This is a genomic window from Antarctobacter sediminis (assembly GCF_019218285.1).
Lineage (GTDB): Bacteria > Pseudomonadota > Alphaproteobacteria > Rhodobacterales > Rhodobacteraceae > Antarctobacter > Antarctobacter sediminis.
The window spans coordinates 89,221-103,476 of sequence record NZ_JAHUZG010000008.1 but is presented as its reverse complement, the minus strand read 5'-3'; the positions used below and the strand labels follow the sequence as shown (position 1 = coordinate 103,476).

Sequence of the window (14,256 nt, the reverse complement as noted above, 5' to 3'; positions counted from 1 at the left end):
ACCGAAACAACGCGCCGGCACGATCCGGCAGGACAGGGGACGAGATGAGCCTTCTTGAAGTGAGCAGCTTTGCGGCTGGACAGTGGATCGCGCCGGGCGCCGGTGCGCGCGAGATCGAAAATGCCGTGACAGGCGCCACCATGGCCCGGGCGGGCAATGATGCGCTGGACGTGGCGGCGATGCTGGAGTTTGCCCGCACCAAGGGCGGTCCCGCCCTGCGCGCCATGAGTTTTCACCAGCGGGCCAAGATGCTCAAGGCACTGGGCAAGCATCTGTCGCAGCACAAGCAGGCGCTTTACGACCTGTCCTTCAACACCGGTGCGACGGCCAAGGACCATTTCATCGACGTGGATGGCGGCATCGGCACGTTGATGGTCTTTGCCTCCAAGGGGCGGCGCGAACTGCCTGACGGGCATGTCTACATGGACGGCAACGTAGAGCAGCTATCACGCTCGGGCCAGTTCATCGGCCACCATATCTGCACGCCGCTGCTGGGTGTGGCGGTGCATATCAACGCCTTCAACTTCCCCGTCTGGGGGATGCTGGAAAAGCTGGCGCCGACGCTGCTGGCCGGGGTGCCGGCCATCGTCAAACCGGCGACGGCCACCTGCTATGTCACCGAATTGGCGGTGAAGCTGATGCTGGACAGCGGATTGCTGCCCGAAGGCGCGCTGCAATTTGTGGCGGGCGGTCTGGGTGACATGCTGGACCGGTTGACCTGTCAGGACGCGGTCAGCTTTACCGGCTCGGCCGATACGGCGCTGAAACTGCGGTCGAACCCGCACCTTTTGCAGCAGTCGGTGCGTTTTGTGGCGGAACAGGACAGCCTGAACGCCTCGATCCTTGGGCCGGACGCGGTGCCGGGCACGCCCGAATTTGACCTGTTCATCAAGGAAGTGCACCGCGAGATGACGGTGAAGGCGGGGCAGAAATGCACCGCGATCCGGCGGATCATGGCGCCGGAGGCGCAGGTCGCGGCAGTGATCGAGGCGCTGGGCGCGCGCCTTGGCGACACGACGATCGGTGATCCGCGCGCCGAGGCGACCCGCATGGGGGCGCTGGTTTCCAACAGTCAGAAACGCGATGTTCTGGCCAAGGCCGCGCTGATCGGCAACGAGGCCGAGCGCGTCTTTGGCGACCCGGAGAATTTCGAGGTCACGGGTGCTGAGGCGGACAAGGGGGCCTTTCTGACGCCGATGCTGTTCCATTGCGCCGACCCGGACAAGGCGCAGCGGGTGCATGACACCGAAGCCTTTGGCCCTGTGTCGACCGTCATGGGCTATCGCGACATGGCGCACGCGGTGGAACTGGCCAATCGTGGCGGCGGTTCGCTGGCGCTGTCGGTGATCACCCATGACCCGGCGGTGGCCCGCGAAGTCGCCGTGGGGGCGGGGGCCTTCCATGGGCGGATCTATATCAATGACCGCGTCAGCATGAAAGAAAGCACCGGCCACGGCTCGCCCCTGCCGCATCTGGTCCACGGCGGGCCGGGACGGGCCGGCGGTGGCGAGGAAATGGGCGGCGTGCGCGGCGTGATGCATTACATGCAGCGGACCTCGGTGCAGGGCAGCCCGGCGATGGTCAGCGCGATCGGCAACCGTTGGATCCCCGGCACGCCCGAGGTCGAAGCGCCCGCGCATCCCTTTACCCGCAGCTTCGACGAGCTGGCCATCGGTGAAACGATCCACGCCGGGCCGCGTGTCATCACGCTGGAAGACATCGAACATTTCGCCGAGTTCACCGGCGACACCTTTTATGCGCACATGAACGAAGAGGCCGCGGCGCGAAACCCCTTCTTCCCCGGGCGGGTGGCGCATGGATACCTGTTGCTCAGTTTCGCCGCCGGGCTGTTTGTCGAGCCGAACGAAGGCCCGGTGCTGGCCAATACCGGCCTTGACGGGCTACGGTTCATGAAGCCGGTGGTGGCCGGGGATGCGCTGCACGTCCGTTTGACGGTCAAGCAAAAGACCCGTCGCACCGAGGACTATGGCGAAGTGCGCTGGCACGTGACGCTGACAAATCAGGATGGCGAGGCGGTGGCCGAATACGAGCTGCTGACCATGAACGCCTACAGCGCCTGAGCGCGCAGACGGGGGACGATGGAGGCAGGGGCATTCGAGACGGTGGTCGACGACCTGCGGGGCGATACGCCGCCGCGCGTCTGGTCCCTGCTTGTAACGGTATTCGGTGATCTCGCGCGCGATGGCTCGGCCCTGCCGGGGTCCTTGCTGGGCGAGATCATGTCGCGGATTGGGGTCAAACCCGAAGCCATGCGCGTGGCCCTGCATCGGCTGCGCAAGGATGGCTGGATTGAAAGCCAGCGCAGCGGGCGCAGCAGCCTGTACCGGCTGACACCCGAGGGGCAGGCACAGACGCTGGCCGCGACGCCGCGCATCTATGCGGAAGATCCGCCCGCCGAACGGGCCTATCTGGTGCTGACCGATCCGGCCTCGCCGCTGGAGTGGACGCGCAACGACGTCTGGGTCACGCCGCATGCGGTTCTGACGGCGCATCCGCCCGCCGGTGCGGCGGCCTTTGCCACGCCTCTGGTGCCGGAAAGCGCTTTGCCCGGCTGGATGCGGGACAAGACCTGCGATCCGGTCACAGTGGCCTTGTCGGCGGATCTGGCAAACCGATTAGCGCGGGCCGAGGCGGCGCTGGACCGGGCGGAAGGGGCCGATGCCTTTCAGGTGGCGGCCTTGCGCGTGCTGATCGTGCACAGCTGGCGTCGGATCGTGCTGAAAGTGCCCGAATTGCCGGACTATGTGTTGCCTTCCAACTGGGCCGGTCCGGAATGCCGCGCCCGCACGGCCCGGCTCTTGCTGCGTTTGCCCGCGCCCTCTCTGGCAACCTTGGCAGAGGCTGGGTGATCGGCCGGGTCACATGATGTTGTCACCGACCAAACGGTCAGTTAATTTCGGGCAAAGCCACGGCAGGTCGTCGGGGTGAAGTCAGCGAGGAGAGACCGTGGCCCGCCCCATTGCCAAGGATCATGACGAGAAACGCGCGCAAATTCTGAACTGCGCGGCGCAGGTCTTTGCGGCCGAAGGCTATGACCGCGCCTCGATGAACCAGATTGCCCGGGGCTGCGGCATCTCCAAGGCCAACATCTATCATTACTACGCAGGCAAGGACGCGCTGTTGTTCGACCTGCTGGACAGTTATTTGTCGGCGCTGCACGCGCGGGTCTGCGTCGATCCTGACCCCGGGGCCAGCCCGGAAGATCGTCTGTTGAACACGGTGCGGGCGGTGCTGCGCGCCTATCAGGGGGCGGACGATCACCACAAGGTGCAGATCTCGGCGCTGGAGGCGCTTCCGGAAGACAAGCAGAAGGTGCTGCGCGCCTATCAGCGGGACATGGTTAATCACCTGTCGGCCATCCTTGCCGATATCGCGCCCGAAGAACTGGGACAGGATGCGCGCAAGCTGCGGTCGGTGACCATGTCGGTCTTTGGCATGTTGAACTGGTATTACATGTGGAATGGGGGCGCGGGCAGCGAGGCCCGCGAGGATTATGCGCAGACAGTCACCAACCTGACCCTGAAAGGGGTCCGGGGGCTATAGTGGCTACAGCGTTACGGAACGCCCGGTTTCCGCGCTTTCGCGGGCTGCATCCAGAACAGCCAGAACGCGGGTTCCCTCTGTGCCGCTGACCGGCGGTGGGGTGCCATCGCGAACCGCTTGGGCGAAAGCTTCGTAATAGTCGTGATAGCGGCCCTGTTCCGAGGGGATGCGTGTGGCACCCTCCGCATTGTACAGCGTGCCCCAGTTTGTCTGGGGTTCATAGCCCCAGGTCTCGGGCTCCTCTGCCGGGCGCTTGCCCGCAAAGATCGACTGGGCCTGAACATCCGTTGAATGGCTGACATAGGCGCCCTTGTCACCATAGGCGCGCAATTCCCGAAGGCTGTAATGGTTCAGCTTGGTGGCCGAGACCTCGGACATGGTGCCGTTTTTGTGGTTCAGCGTCAGGGTGAAACTGGCGTTGGTGCGGCCTTCGGGCAGATCGACATGATCGAGATGGGTAAAGACAGACTGCACCGGGCCGTTCAGGTACAGCATCTGGTCGACAAGGTGGCTGCCAAGGTCGCGCAGCAAGCCGCCGGTGGGGCCGGGCTCCAACGTGGCAGGGTCGTCGAAGTCCATGCGGTTGTGAATACGCCAGACGCGGCCCAGCCGACCGTCCGCGATCAGTTTGCGCAGGGTCTGCAGATCGGCGTCAAGCCGACGGTTCTGAAAGACACCAAGTGTCACGCCACGGGCCTCGGCTGCGGCGGTCAGCTCGGCCCCGCCCGCCGCGTCAGGGGCAAAGGGTTTGTCGGCCACCACATGCAGCCCGGCGGCGATCGCCTCCAGAACCAGCGCGCGGCGGGTTTGGGGCGGGGTGGTGATCGTGACCGCGTCGCACAGGCCCGCCGCGATCATCTCGGACAGGCTGGAATAGATGGGGGTGTCCGGCCAATCGGCCCTGACCTTTGCCACGGTTTGCGGCGCGCGGGCGACGATCCCTGCAAGGTGACAGTTCTTGGCGGCAGCGATGAAGGGCGTATGGAAATGCTGCCCGCCGGTGCCGTATCCGACCACTCCGATTTTCATGGCGTTCTCCTGTAGTTCTGATGGCCGGACCACGGCAGGGACGTGCCCCGGACTTGATCCGGGGCCTCGTGTGTGCAGCGGGGGGAGGCCCCGGAACGGGTCCGGGGCCGGGTCACTAGCTTTTGACCGATTGCAGGAAGGCGTCGAATTCCGCGTCCTTGATCGGCACCGTGTGCTCCGCAGCGGGATAGCCGCCGCTGTCCACATCGGCCTTGTATTCCTTGAAGGCGGCGATGCGTTCGGCTTGCAGCCTTTCCAGTTCCGGCGCGAAGTTGCGATAGGCCTTGCCGTGGCGGGGCTTGTGGTTCTTGCCATAGCCGCAGACGTCCTCGGTAAAGAGGTACTGCGCATCGGCGTATTTACCCGCGCCCATGCCCAGCATGACCAGCGAGCTGTTCTCGGTCAGGAACTTGGCCACTCGGTCCGGCACGACCTCCAGTTCGGCGCCAAAAACACCGATCTTTTCCAGCATCTGCGTATGTTTCCACAAGGCCAGCGCCTCATCCGCGGTTTTTCCCACCGCGCGCCAGCCCGTCCATGTGATGTAGGAGGGGATCAGCCCGATGTGACCGACCACCGGCAGGTGGTTGTCACACAGCAGTTTCTGGATGTCGTAGGAGGCGGAGCAGTAATATGCGTCGCCGCCAAGGCCCGCGTAGTGAAAGGCCGCGCGCAAGTAGTCCTCGCCAGTGGCGATGGGGCGGCCTTCGAACCGGCCCCAGCCGCCATAGGGCAGGCCGACCTGCACAAAGCAATCGCCCGCGGCTTCGCGCATCTCGGCGTCAAAGAACTTGCCCTCGATCGACAGCATGTGGATGCCGGCGGCATTGGCGGCGGCGGCCTCTTCGGGGGTGGTCACGAAAAGCATCGAGATCTTTTCGCCGCGCTTCTTCATGTTGCGGATGTCCGACACATGCGGACGGTTGTGATACATGCTCATGGCGTGTTCCTGTGGTCAGAGGGTGAAGGCCGCGCGGAAGGCTTCAAGCGCGACCTCGGGGTCGCCCTTGGCAAAGGCTTCCATGCCGATCGGGCCGTCATAGCCCATGTCGGCCAGCGCACGGGCGATCACCGGATAGTTCATCTCGCCGGTGCCCGGTTCGAACCGGCCCGGGTTGTCGGCAACCTGATATTCACCGATCCACGGCAGGCAGGCCTCGGCCCAGCGGATCACGTCCCCTTCGCCGATCTGGGTGTGATAGAGGTCGAGGTTGATGCGCAACTGCGGGCGGTTCACCGTCGAGACAAGGTTCAGCACGTCCTCGGATGTGTTGAATGGGCAGCCCGGGTGTTCGCGCAGGTTGAGGTTTTCCAGCGTAAAGGTCACGCCTTCTTCCTCGGCCATGTCACAGATCCGGTGCAGCGTGTCGCGGGCGCGCAGCCACATGCCCGGCGCCACATGGGCCATCTGAGGGATCGGAATGCCCATGTCGCCAAGCCCGGTGCCATGCAGGTTCAGCCGGTGCACGCCCAGCCGCTTGCCCACCTGCGCCGTCTCACGCGCTGATTTGAGCAGCATTTCGGCACCCTCGGCATCGGCAAGCCGACCCTCGAGATAGCCGTTCATGATGGTGAAGGTGGCGCCGGTCTTTTCGAGCGCGTCCAGATCCCATGCGGGCCAGTTCCAGAGGCCGACGCCAAAGCCCATTTCCTTGAGCCGGGCGGCGCGCCAGTGGATCGGTTTGTCCTGCCAGAGCATTTCGGCACAGGCGGCAAGTTGGAAAGCCATAGGTGTGTCTCTTGTGATGCCTGTCCCGGGCTTGACCCGGGACCTCTTGGGTGGGGCATGGGCCCCGGATCAGGTCCGGGGCGCGGCGGATCAGATTTCGACGAAGACGCGGCCGTTTTCGACCTTGGTGGGATAGGTGTGCAGGTTCTCGCAGGCAGGGGGCGTTTCGACCTCGCCCGAGGTGCAGTCGAAGATCGAGGAGTGCTTGGGGCATTCGATGGTCGCCTCGACCACCAGCCCGTCCTCAAGGTGCACGTCCTCATGCGTGCACAGCCCGTCGGTGCAATAGTAATTGTCCTGATGGTCGCGGACGATGACAAAGGTCCGCTGGCCGTGGTCAAAGCGGATCACGTCTTCGGCGTCGACGTCATCAAGGGCGCAGGCATCAATCCATTCAGCCATTTGGGGGCTCCTTTCTAGATCAGGCCGCCGGGTTGGGGCGGGGGCCGTCGTGGTAGGGGTTTGCCGTCGCGGGAAGCGGGCGGCGCAGGTAGAAATCCGGGTCGGTGCGCTGCCGCCAGAGGGCGGGCAGCATCTCGGCGAAACCGTCGAGGATCGAGCGGTTGGGCGCCGGGAAGTCATCGGCGCAGACCTTGTGCAGTTCCGGCAGGCGGTAGTAGGGCACCAGCGGGAACATGTGGTGTTCCACGTGATAGTTCATGTTCCAGTAGATGAACCGGCTGACCGGATTCATGTAGACCGTGCGGCTGTTCAGCCGGTGATCCAGCGCATTGTCGGTCAGCCCGCCATGTTGCAGCCAGCCGGTCATGACCATGTGCCAGCACCCGTAGAGGCGGGGCAGGCCGATCAGCAGCAGCGGGATCCACGACTGGAGGGCAAGGGCGGCAAGGACCGTCAGCGCGTAGATCGCCAGCCAGATGCGCGCGGTCAGATAGGTCTTGGGGTAAAAGACCGCTTCTACATAGGTTTTTTCATCCGCCAGCATCCGGCCCGAGGCATGGACGACCATGCGGCGCAGCCCGTCGGGCACGTCCACCAGCCCGATGAGGTTCGAGGCCACGCGCAACGCCACGACCGGCCGCATGATGGCGATTTCCGGATCGCGCCCGACGATGATCGTATCCGAGTGGTGCCGCGCATGGCTGTATTTCCAGCACCACGGGTCGCGGATCATGCAGAAACAGGCGACCTGATAGACCGCCTTGTTCATCCAGCGCGTCTTGAAGGCGGTTCCGTGCCCGCATTCATGCCAGCGTGAGTCCATGGCCGATCCATACAAGACGCCGTAAGCCAGCCAGAAAGGCAGCGCCCACCACGACGGCATCAGCGCAATGGCCGTGCCCGCGAACCCAGCCATGAGACCGAAGAGGATCAGGGTGTCGCGGATGGCAGGCTGATCCGCCCGTTTCATCAGCGCCTTCATCGCCTTGCGGTCGATGGGCGTGCGATACCAATCCTCGGTCACCAGCCCGTCAGCGACGGCGCGCTGGGCGTCCGGTCCGGTCAGGCTGTAGTCGCGGGGCATTTGCCTAGATCTCCTGCGGTTTGAAATCGGCCGGAGCTGAGGGCATGACGTTTTGCAGAAGGGTCACGGATTTTTCCAACCCTTCCAGAGAGTTCAGCAGAACGTCTTCATGTTCGATCGACAGCCAGCCGTCGTAGCCGGCCATTTTCAGGCGGTAACAGAACTGCCGCCACCATTCCTCGCCATGGCCGAAACCCAGCGTGATATAGGACCAGCTGCGCGCGGGAATATCCATCAGCGAGCCGTTTTCCAGCAAAGAGGTCGTCGCCTGCACCGGAGCGTTCAGAAAGGTGTCCTTGGCATGGACGTGATAGACGGCCTCGCCCAGGGCCTCGGCGGCGATCAGGGGATCGGCGCCCATCCACATCAGGTGGCTGGGATCAAGGTTTGCGCCGATGGTCGGCCCCACGGCCTGACGCAGTTTGAACAGGGACGGGACGTTGTAGACGACCTGATTGCCATGCAGTTCCAGCGCGATTTTCTCGACGCCGCTTTCCTGCGCAAGGGCCACGATCTCGGTCCAGAAGGGGATCAGTTTTTCCTCCCACTGGTAGCGCAGGATTTCCTGCGTTTCCGGTGGCCAGCTGGATACGACCCAGTTTGGCATCGTGTCCTTGGCGCTGCCCGCGGGCAGACCGGACATGGTGCAGACCGTCTTGATCCCCATTTCGCCCGCGACGCGGATCGTATCGCGCAGACCCTGCCCCTGTGACGGATCGGTAGGGTGCAGCGGGTTGCCATTGGCGTTGAGCGAGATGATCTCGAGCCCGTGATCCGCGAATTTCCGTTGGAACGCCTTTTGCGCGGCACCGTTGCCCAGCATTTCAGACAGCGGGAAATGCGGCGCAGTGGACCAGCCGCAGGTGTTCACCTCGATGCCGGAGACGCCCATGCGCTGGGCATTGGCCAGCATGTCATCCAGTGACATCGCGCCAAGGCTGTCAGAGACAAAGCCAAGTTTCATGCCGTGATCCCTTTGCCTGTCATATAAAATTCTGGTTTTGCGATCATGTCGACCGCGCATTTCTGACCTGTTTCCAGCGCCTTGACTCCGGTCTGTGCAACCTGTGCGGCGCAATAGCCGTCCCAGCAGTCCGACGCGGTTTCCGGGAATACGCCGGTTTCGACAAAACGCAGAAAGTCGCGGTTCTGACGCACGTAGGCTTCGTGATAGCGGCCGCGCCAGTCGGCATCGTACCGGGTGCTGGAGGCCAGTTTCATGTCGGTGCGGGTGTAGGCCACGTTGTTCATGGCGATGGACCCCGCTTCGCCCACCAGTTCGGCGCGCACGTCATAGCCGTAGGCGGCATTGTTATTGACCTCGATGGTCACAAGCTGGTCGTCATCGGTTTCCAGCACCATGACCACCGGGGCCACAACACTGTCAGAGCGTTTGGGCTGATAGGCGGAAATCGCGCGGTATTCGCAGCCCAGCACGTGCCGGACCACGTCGAATTCATGCGGGGCAGAGTTGGTGATCGCCATGGCGCCGGTGAAATCGGAGGCGGGCGTTTCCACGTTGCGGTGAAAGTTGTGCATCATCAGCGCGCGGCCAAGGGACCCCTTGGACAGGGCATCCTTCATCTCGACATAGGACTGATCGTAGCGGCGCATGAAGCCCAGCATCACGAATTTCGCGCCAGCGGCCGCTTCGGCCTGCATGACCTCGATGCATTCGGTGGGCGATTGCGACAGCGGCTTTTCGCACAGAACACGCTTGCCCGCCGTGATGCAGGCCTTGGACAGGGGCGCATGGGTGAAATCCGGGCTTGCAATGATGACCGCATCCACGTCGTCGCGGGCGATGGCGCCCTCGGGAGAAGTCGAAACATCAACCGCGCCCAGGTCATCGGCGACGGAACGCGCGCGTACCTCATCCATGTCGCAGATCACCTGAAGGGTGGCACCGGGCAGGTCCTCTGCCACGATCCTTGCGTGATCGGCCCCCATCAGGCCCGCGCCGATCACCGCGATGCGAATGCTCATGTCTTGCTCCGTCTTGGCTGGAAGTCTTTGGGCAAAGGCCCGCAAGGAAGGGCGGGCCAAACGCCGCGCGGGCGATCGACCCTTGTAAAGGTTCAATGGGCCGGGGGCGGCACGTGGCCGTCGTGGGTATCCATGTAACCTTCGATATTGGCCTCGAGATCGGCCATGCTTTCGCCCCCCGCCATAAGATCGGCGATTTCCTCACGGGTCTTTTCGCCCTTGCGGAAATCGGCGGCGATGGCCCCCCGGATCAGGACGGCAAAGTGATCGCCTACGGCCATGGCGTGCATGACTTGGTGGGTGATGAAGATCACCGCCAGCCCGCGCCGCTTGGCCTCGTTCACGATACGCAGCACGTGGGCGGCCTGTTTCACCCCCAGCGCGGCGGTGGGTTCGTCAAGGATCAGGACGCGGGCACCGAAATAGACAGCGCGCGCAATGGCCAGCGATTGACGTTCGCCGCCTGACAGGCCGCCAACCAGACGGTCGCCATCGGTGATCCGGGTGATGCCCATCTTCTGGACCTCTTCCACCGCGATGCGGTTGGCCTTGGCGCGGTCGAAGACCTTGAACGGACCAACGCCCTTGGTCGGCTCGACTCCCATGAAGAAATTGCGACCGACCGACATCAGCGGGTAGGTCCCGCCGAACTGGTGCACCGTGGCGATGCCGCGGCTCTGCGCCTCGCGCGGGCTGGAGAAGGACGTCGGTGTCCCATCCATCAGGATCTCGCCGCGTGTTGGCTGATGAACCCCGGCCAAGGTCTTGATCAGGGTGGACTTCCCGGCACCGTTGTCCCCCAGCAAGCAGAGCACTTCGCCCTCGCTCACCTTGAGACTGATTTCGTGGAGCACGTCGATCGGGCCAAAGCTTTTGTCGACCTTGCGGAGTTCGAGGACGGGTTTCTTGTCAGACATGGTCTGTCTCCTCACTTCTTCTTCGAGGTCGACCAGCTGGTCGCCAGGTTACGGAAAGTGTCATTCATCAGGACCGCGATCAGAAGCATCACACCGATGATGAGGAACGACAGGTTGCGGTCGATCTCGGTAAAACCGATGGCCTGCGTCACGATGGACAGGGTCAGCACGCCAAAGACGATGCCCATGACCGTGCCGAACCCGCCCGTCAGCAGCACACCGCCGACCACAACCGAGATGATAGTATTGAAGATCAGGCCAAAGTTCGCCTGGCTGGTGGCCGAGTTGAAGGTGATCACCTGAAGCGCCCCGGCAAAGGCCGCGCAGGTCGAGCAAAGCATGAACAGGCTGATTTTCAGCTTGCGCACCGGGATACCGGCATTCCGCGCGCTTTCCTGATCTCCGCCAAGGGCAAAGACCCAGGACCCCTTGGGCGACTTGTGCAGAAAGAAATAGAACGCCGCCACCAGCGCCAGCCACCAGAAGACCGACGAGTTGAAACCATAGACTTTGCCGCCAAAGAGCGATTTGGCCCAGTCCGGCGCATGGTAGAAAGAGTTGGTGTTGTTGATGAACAGGATCGACAGGTACAGCGTCAGACCGGCAACCGCAAAGAGCGTGGCCAGCGTCACGATGAACGACGGCACTTCGGTCCGGGTTACGATGAACCCGTTGATAAAGCCGACCAGAGCGCCGACGCCAAGCGCCGCCAGAATGCCAACGAGGACCGGAAGGTCATAATGGCCGGACACGATGGCCACCGTCATTGCACCCGCAGGCAGAACCGCGCCGGTCGAAATGTCGAGCTCGCCCGCGATCATCAGAAAACCGACGGGAATGGCAATGATCCCGACCAGAGAGGCAAAGTTCACCCACGTGGTCACGCCCGGGATGGACAGGAAATTGCGGCTGAAGCCAAAGACTGCAAAGACGCAGAAGACAACGACAAAGCCCATGAGAGCACCGGCTGCCGGGCTGCGCAGAAAATCACCGAAGGAAAAGCCCGCCGACATTTCTTCGGCTTTTGGCGTTTCCCCCGAACCACTGGTGGAAGACGTATCGGTCATTTGGGCTGGCTCCTGATGGGGTGCGGCTCTAACCCGGTCGCGGGTGAGCCAAGGGGGACCCGGCCAAAGGCTGGCCGGGTCTTTTTCAGTGACGGCTTAGCGCGCGCCCAGCTTCACGCCGGCAATGGCGGTCGCAACGTTCGATGCATCAACGATGGCCGGGCCGGTCAGAACCGGCTTGGTGGCCAGTTCGGTGCCGAACTTCAGGTTCGAGAACAGCATCGAGGTCGCCAGGAAACCCTGAAGGTAGGGCTGCTGGTCGATCGCCATGGTCTGGGTGCCACCTTCGATGCGGCTCAGGACCGACGCGGACATGTCGAAGGTGCCCAGCTTGACGCTGTCGGTCTTGCCCAGCTGCTCGATGGCCGACGACGCGGCATCGGAGGCCCAGGCGGCCAGGGTGATGACGGCGTCGATCGCGCCGTCACCGATCAGTTCCGCCTTGATGGCCTCCGAGGTGCCGATCATGTCACCGTCGAGGTTGGCCGGAACGCGCAGAATATAGACCTCTGCACCGGCGTCCTTGGCACCGTCCTCGACACCCTTGCAGCGGGTTTCAAGGTTGATCGCGCCGGGGATCTGGATGTGGCACAGGATTTTCGTCGCGCCTTGCTCGGCCATGTATTTGCCGCCCGCGACACCGGCCAGATACTCGTCCGAGCCGAAGTAGTTGAGCGCGTCGTACTTGTCCATTTCGCTCTGACCGGCGTTGTAAGAGATGATCTTGACGCCTTTTTCTGCCGCAGCCTGCAGGGCCGGGGTTTCGGACTCGGGGATCCAGTTCGGGATCGCGATACCGTCCGCGCCCTGCGCAACGGCCTGTTCGATCAGAGTCACGAGGTCGGGGCCAAAGTTGTCGTAGTTCTGGGTCAGCAGGTAGTTGACGGTGCCGCCATTGGCCTCGACGACCAGTGTCGCGTCATCGACACCCTTTTTGACAAGGTTCCAGAAGCCATCCTGGGCCGATCCGCCGATCACGGCGATGTCCTGCGCCATTGCGCCGGTGGACATCAGGGTCGCGACAGCCGTCGCTGCGATGGTCTTGGTGAATTTCATGTCGATTTCCTCCTCTGCATACCCGTCTGTCCGACGGTTCGACATAAATTGGCCTGAACGGCCGGCACGCCTTTCGAGACGCCCGGCGACACGTTCGTGCTTCCGGTGCGGGCCGACTGGCTGGTTTCGCTCGTCTGGTTTGCCCGGCCCCTGCCTTCCAACCGCTGATGCGGTCCCTCCGGAAGCTGGGGCCAATTTCCTCCACTTGCGGCCTCATTATCCTGATTGGCTTCGCATCTGGAAAGGGTTTCGGTGGAAAATTCTGATGCGATTCGCATCAAAGTAGCGGGCGATTGCCCAAAAATGCGGCGCGAACAGTGTTGAATTTTCTTGCCAAGCGGTCGGAAACCAATTTTGATGTTTCTGGCATCAAAATTGGGGCTGCATGATGGATTCATCTTCAAGAACCCGTTGGAAGGGGCCGACAATCCAAGAGATCGCAGATCTCGCCGGGGTCGGATCGGCCTCTGTCGACCGTGTGCTGAACAACCGTCCGGGCGTGCGCGAAAAGACCCGGAAACGGGTAATGGCCGCCTTGGAAAAGTTGACGGAAGAGCAGGAAAGCGGGGCGGAACTCTTTGAGATCAAGATGTTTTGCGAGTCTGGTGAAACCTTCAACAGCGCCATGGCGCAGGCCGCGGATCAGGTGAATCGCTCGATTCCCGGGGTTCAGGTCTCGGGGCATTACGTGTCCACCGACTTGCTTGATCCGGGCATCTTTGCCCGCCGATTCGAGGAAGAGGGCGCCCGCGCTGATGGGGCCGTCATCATCGCGCGGGAACATCCTGCCATCAATCGCGCGGTCCGCAAACTGGTGGGCATGGGGGTGCCCGTGGTTTGTCTGACCACCGATCTGCCCAGTTCGCGCCGCACCGTCTATGTGGGCAACGACCAATACGCCGCCGGCAGTGTGGCGGCTCAACTGATCGGGCAGATCCTGCCGGAGCGGCGCAACAACATCTTGTTGGTCATGTCGGTACCCTTTCGCAGCCAGCAAGAGCGTGAGATGGGGTTTCGCCGTGTCCTGCGCAGCGATTTCCCTCATCTGAGGATCGAAGAACGCCTGATCTCGGATGACCGTCCGGACACCACGCACAAGCAGATGCTGAAATACTTTGAAACCCACGGCCACCCTGCGGCGGTCTACAACGTGGCGGGCGCGAACAGGGGGGTCGCTCTGGCGCTGGAAGAGGCGGGCATCGCGCAGGACACGATCTTTGTCGGGCACGAGTTGACCCGGAACTCGCAGGCTTTGCTTGAGGCGGGGATCATGGATTACGTGATCTCTCATGACTTTTTCCAAGAGTTGAGCGCGGCTGTAAACTGGATCCGCGACTGGACCGAAGGGCAGGCTTCTGCGCCGACACCGACGCAGATCCTTGTGCACACGCGGTACAATTGCGGTCTTTGACAGAGGTGTCC

Annotated in this window: 14 protein-coding genes; 4 read left to right on the top strand and 10 right to left on the bottom strand. The window is 62.9% G+C overall.

Annotation, left to right across the window (positions count from 1 at the left end):
- Nucleotides 1-44 precede the first annotated feature (44 nt).
- The 3 genes from paaZ (at nt 45) to KJP30_RS23515 (ending at nt 3,564) form a co-directional block, all read left to right on the top strand.
- A complete protein-coding gene (gene paaZ, locus KJP30_RS23525; protein WP_218451986.1) occupies nt 45-2,081 on the top strand; it encodes a phenylacetic acid degradation bifunctional protein PaaZ in 2,037 nt (678 codons plus the stop codon).
- Between the two features lie 18 nt (nt 2,082-2,099).
- Nucleotides 2,100-2,870: a PaaX family transcriptional regulator C-terminal domain-containing protein gene (locus KJP30_RS23520; protein WP_218451985.1), complete on the top strand. Its 771-nt coding sequence runs from the start codon at nt 2,100-2,102 to the stop codon at nt 2,868-2,870.
- A gap of 97 nt (nt 2,871-2,967) precedes the next feature.
- Entirely contained in the window at nt 2,968-3,564 is a 597-nt protein-coding gene (locus KJP30_RS23515; protein ID WP_218451984.1) for a TetR/AcrR family transcriptional regulator, read from the top strand.
- 3 nt (nt 3,565-3,567) lie between these two features.
- On the opposite strand, the gene KJP30_RS23510 is transcribed toward KJP30_RS23515, so the two are convergent.
- The 10 genes from KJP30_RS23510 to KJP30_RS23465 form a co-directional block, all read right to left on the bottom strand.
- Complete coding sequence (locus KJP30_RS23510; RefSeq protein WP_218451983.1) at nt 3,568-4,593, bottom strand: Gfo/Idh/MocA family protein; 1,026 nt, start codon at nt 4,591-4,593, stop codon at nt 3,568-3,570.
- A gap of 115 nt (nt 4,594-4,708) precedes the next feature.
- Nucleotides 4,709-5,533 (bottom strand): 3-methyl-2-oxobutanoate hydroxymethyltransferase, encoded by an 825-nt coding sequence (locus KJP30_RS23505; protein WP_218451982.1) that lies wholly within the window; start codon nt 5,531-5,533, stop codon nt 4,709-4,711.
- A 15-nt stretch (nt 5,534-5,548) separates the two neighbouring features.
- Nucleotides 5,549-6,322 (bottom strand): TIM barrel protein, encoded by a 774-nt coding sequence (locus KJP30_RS23500; protein WP_218451981.1) that lies wholly within the window; start codon nt 6,320-6,322, stop codon nt 5,549-5,551.
- A gap of 90 nt (nt 6,323-6,412) precedes the next feature.
- A complete protein-coding gene (locus tag KJP30_RS23495; protein WP_218451980.1) occupies nt 6,413-6,724 on the bottom strand; it encodes a MocE family 2Fe-2S type ferredoxin in 312 nt (103 codons plus the stop codon).
- A 19-nt stretch (nt 6,725-6,743) separates the two neighbouring features.
- Nucleotides 6,744-7,808: a fatty acid desaturase gene (locus KJP30_RS23490; RefSeq protein ID WP_218451979.1), complete on the bottom strand. Its 1,065-nt coding sequence runs from the start codon at nt 7,806-7,808 to the stop codon at nt 6,744-6,746.
- A gap of 4 nt (nt 7,809-7,812) precedes the next feature.
- Nucleotides 7,813-8,772: a sugar phosphate isomerase/epimerase family protein gene (locus KJP30_RS23485; RefSeq protein ID WP_218451978.1), complete on the bottom strand. Its 960-nt coding sequence runs from the start codon at nt 8,770-8,772 to the stop codon at nt 7,813-7,815.
- On the bottom strand, nt 8,769-9,794 hold the full coding sequence (locus tag KJP30_RS23480; protein ID WP_218451977.1) for a Gfo/Idh/MocA family oxidoreductase: 1,026 nt from the start codon (nt 9,792-9,794) through the stop codon (nt 8,769-8,771). Before KJP30_RS23480 ends, KJP30_RS23485 begins: the two co-directional genes overlap by 4 nt.
- Nucleotides 9,795-9,886: 92 nt before the next feature.
- Nucleotides 9,887-10,711 carry an ATP-binding cassette domain-containing protein gene (locus KJP30_RS23475; RefSeq protein WP_218451976.1) on the bottom strand — a complete coding sequence of 275 codons (825 nt, stop codon included), beginning with the start codon at nt 10,709-10,711 and terminating at the stop codon, nt 9,887-9,889.
- Nucleotides 10,712-10,722: 11 nt separating this feature from the next.
- The gene (locus tag KJP30_RS23470; RefSeq protein ID WP_218451975.1) at nt 10,723-11,778 is read right to left on the bottom strand and encodes an ABC transporter permease; all 1,056 of its coding nucleotides are present in this window, start codon (nt 11,776-11,778) and stop codon (nt 10,723-10,725) included.
- A gap of 96 nt (nt 11,779-11,874) precedes the next feature.
- The gene (locus tag KJP30_RS23465) at nt 11,875-12,834 is read right to left on the bottom strand and encodes a substrate-binding domain-containing protein (RefSeq protein WP_218451974.1); all 960 of its coding nucleotides are present in this window, start codon (nt 12,832-12,834) and stop codon (nt 11,875-11,877) included.
- Between the two features lie 385 nt (nt 12,835-13,219).
- On the opposite strand from KJP30_RS23465, the gene KJP30_RS23460 reads away from it, so the two are divergent.
- A complete protein-coding gene (locus tag KJP30_RS23460; RefSeq protein ID WP_218451973.1) occupies nt 13,220-14,245 on the top strand; it encodes a LacI family DNA-binding transcriptional regulator in 1,026 nt (341 codons plus the stop codon).
- The last annotated feature ends 11 nt before the right edge of the window (nt 14,246-14,256 follow it).

Coding starts and splice junctions, on each gene's coding strand:
- paaZ (WP_218451986.1), top strand. CDS start 45: ATGAGCCTTCTTGAAGTGAGCAGCTTTGCGGCTGGACAGTGGATCGCG.
- KJP30_RS23520 (WP_218451985.1), top strand. CDS start 2,100: ATGGAGGCAGGGGCATTCGAGACGGTGGTCGACGACCTGCGGGGCGAT.
- KJP30_RS23510 (WP_218451983.1), bottom strand. CDS start 4,593: ATGAAAATCGGAGTGGTCGGATACGGCACCGGCGGGCAGCATTTCCAT.
- KJP30_RS23505 (WP_218451982.1), bottom strand. CDS start 5,533: ATGAGCATGTATCACAACCGTCCGCATGTGTCGGACATCCGCAACATG.
- KJP30_RS23500 (WP_218451981.1), bottom strand. CDS start 6,322: ATGGCTTTCCAACTTGCCGCCTGTGCCGAAATGCTCTGGCAGGACAAA.
- KJP30_RS23495 (WP_218451980.1), bottom strand. CDS start 6,724: ATGGCTGAATGGATTGATGCCTGCGCCCTTGATGACGTCGACGCCGAA.
- KJP30_RS23490 (WP_218451979.1), bottom strand. CDS start 7,808: ATGCCCCGCGACTACAGCCTGACCGGACCGGACGCCCAGCGCGCCGTC.
- KJP30_RS23485 (WP_218451978.1), bottom strand. CDS start 8,772: ATGAAACTTGGCTTTGTCTCTGACAGCCTTGGCGCGATGTCACTGGAT.
- KJP30_RS23480 (WP_218451977.1), bottom strand. CDS start 9,794: ATGAGCATTCGCATCGCGGTGATCGGCGCGGGCCTGATGGGGGCCGAT.
- KJP30_RS23475 (WP_218451976.1), bottom strand. CDS start 10,711: ATGTCTGACAAGAAACCCGTCCTCGAACTCCGCAAGGTCGACAAAAGC.
- KJP30_RS23470 (WP_218451975.1), bottom strand. CDS start 11,778: ATGACCGATACGTCTTCCACCAGTGGTTCGGGGGAAACGCCAAAAGCC.
- KJP30_RS23465 (WP_218451974.1), bottom strand. CDS start 12,834: ATGAAATTCACCAAGACCATCGCAGCGACGGCTGTCGCGACCCTGATG.
- KJP30_RS23460 (WP_218451973.1), top strand. CDS start 13,220: ATGATGGATTCATCTTCAAGAACCCGTTGGAAGGGGCCGACAATCCAA.